Raw genomic sequence first — 1,813 nt, 5'->3', positions numbered from 1 at the left:
CCTCGAACTTCAAGCATGCGGATTCAGGGCCGGGAGCGAACGAACCGGTAAACTGTATCCCTTTCGAGGTCTCGCTGCCCCATGGCTGTTGTCTCCAAAGGGAACACCCCGCTCATCGTCGATCTGAAAAGCGCCACGCTGACCCTGGTCGCCGTGGTGCTGAAAACCACCGACCTGGCGGCGTTGGCCAGCGAGCTGGACGAGCGCTTTGGTGCGTCCGCCGATTTTTTCAACCAGGACCCGGTGGTCATCGACCTGACGCCTGTTCAGGATGACGACAAGGCCATCCCTTTCAACCACCTGATCGCCCTGCTGCGCGAACACAGCATGGTGCCGGTGGCCGTCAAGGGCGGCAGCCCCGCGCAAATGGCGGCCGCGCAAGCCGTGGGTCTGTTCGAGGCCCCCGATGGCCCCTCGGCCAAAGTGCCGGTGCGCGTCGAGACCGTGGTGCAGGAAGTCATCCGCGAGGTCGAGGTGATCCGCGAAGTGCCGGTGCAGGTGCCCGGCCCCTCGGTGCCCACCATGGTGATCCACAAGCCCCTGCGCTCCGGCCAGCAGGTGTATGCCAAGGGCGGCGACCTGGTGGTGCTGGCGGCGGTCAACAACGGCGCCGAAGTCATCGCCGATGGCCACATCCACGTGTATGCACCGCTGCGCGGCAAAGCCATCGCTGGCGCGCGTGGCAACCTCGACGCCCGCATTTTCACCACCTGCCTGGAAGCAGAACTGCTGTCCATCGCAGGCATTTACCGCACGTCTGAAACGGCGCTGTCACCCGATGTCCTGGGCAAACCCGCCCAGGTTCGCCTTGAGGGCGAAAAGCTGGTGATGGAAGCCATCAAACTCAATTAACTTAGAAGGACTCGATACCGATGGCCAAAATCATCGTGGTGACCTCCGGCAAGGGAGGGGTGGGCAAAACCACCACCAGCGCCAGCTTTTCGTCAGGTCTCGCCCTTCGTGGCCACAAGACCGTGGTGATCGACTTCGACGTCGGTTTGCGCAACCTCGACCTCATCATGGGTTGCGAGCGGCGCGTGGTCTATGACCTGATCAACGTCATCAATGGCGAAGCCAACCTGAACCAGGCGCTGATCAAGGACAAGCAGTGCGACAACCTGTTCGTGCTGCCCGCCTCGCAAACGCGCGACAAGGACGCGCTGTCCAAGGAAGGCATCGAAAAGATCCTGGCCGACCTGGCCGCGATGGACTTCGAATACATCATCTGCGACTCGCCCGCAGGCATTGAGACTGGCGCCCTGCTGGCCATGCACTTCGCCGACGAAGCCTTGGTGGTGACCAACCCCGAAGTCTCGTCGGTGCGCGACTCTGACCGCATCCTGGGCATGCTGGCTTCCAAGACCAAGCGCGCCATCGAAGGGCAAACGCCCATCAAGGAGCATCTGCTGATCACCCGCTACAACCCCGCGCGGGTTGAAGAGGGCCAGATGCTGTCGTTGCAAGACATCCAGGAGATCCTGCGCATCCCGTTGATCGGCGTGATCCCCGAATCGGAATCGGTGCTGACCGCCTCGAACCAGGGCTTGCCCGCGATCCACCTGGACGAGTCGGACGTGTCCGAGGCCTACAAGGACGTGATCGCCCGCTTCCTGGGCGAAGACAAACCCATGCGCTTCATTGAGGCCGTCAAGCCCGGCTTCTTCAAGCGCAGGTTCGGGGGGAGGTAAGCAGCATGTCCTTCCTGTCCTTCTTCCTCGGTGAAAAGAAAAAGACCGCTTCGGTGGCCAAGGAACGCCTGCAGATCATCCTGGCGCACGAGCGCAATGGTCGGCACGGCAACCCGGATTACCTG

General features: G+C 62.2%; 3 protein-coding genes. All 3 read left to right on the top strand.

What is annotated here, in order from left to right; all coding sequences use genetic code 11:
* The first annotated feature begins 81 nt into the window (after positions 1-81).
* Entirely contained in the window at positions 82-852 is a 771-nt protein-coding gene (gene minC, locus Q7V20_RS02515; protein WP_304786838.1) for a septum site-determining protein MinC, read from the top strand.
* 20 nt (positions 853-872) lie between these two features.
* Positions 873-1,688, top strand: coding sequence for a septum site-determining protein MinD (gene minD / locus Q7V20_RS02510; RefSeq protein WP_304786836.1), 816 nt, complete (start codon positions 873-875; stop codon positions 1,686-1,688).
* A 5-nt stretch (positions 1,689-1,693) separates the two neighbouring features.
* Positions 1,694-1,813, top strand: a 120-nt coding sequence (locus Q7V20_RS02505) for a cell division topological specificity factor MinE (RefSeq protein WP_304786840.1), incomplete at its 3' end; no start/stop codon positions are given.

The sequence above is a fragment of the Aquabacterium sp. genome (assembly GCF_030652515.1).
Taxonomy (GTDB): domain Bacteria; phylum Pseudomonadota; class Gammaproteobacteria; order Burkholderiales; family Burkholderiaceae_C; genus Aquabacterium.
The sequence above is the reverse complement of the archived record's forward strand: the minus strand, read 5'-3'. Positions and strand labels throughout refer to the sequence as shown.

What these genes read in the sequence shown, in the direction of transcription:
- minD (WP_304786836.1), top strand. Translation starts at nt 873, where the DNA reads ATGGCCAAAATCATCGTGGTGACCTCCGGCAAGGGAGGGGTGGGCAAA.
- minC (WP_304786838.1), top strand. Translation starts at nt 82, where the DNA reads ATGGCTGTTGTCTCCAAAGGGAACACCCCGCTCATCGTCGATCTGAAA.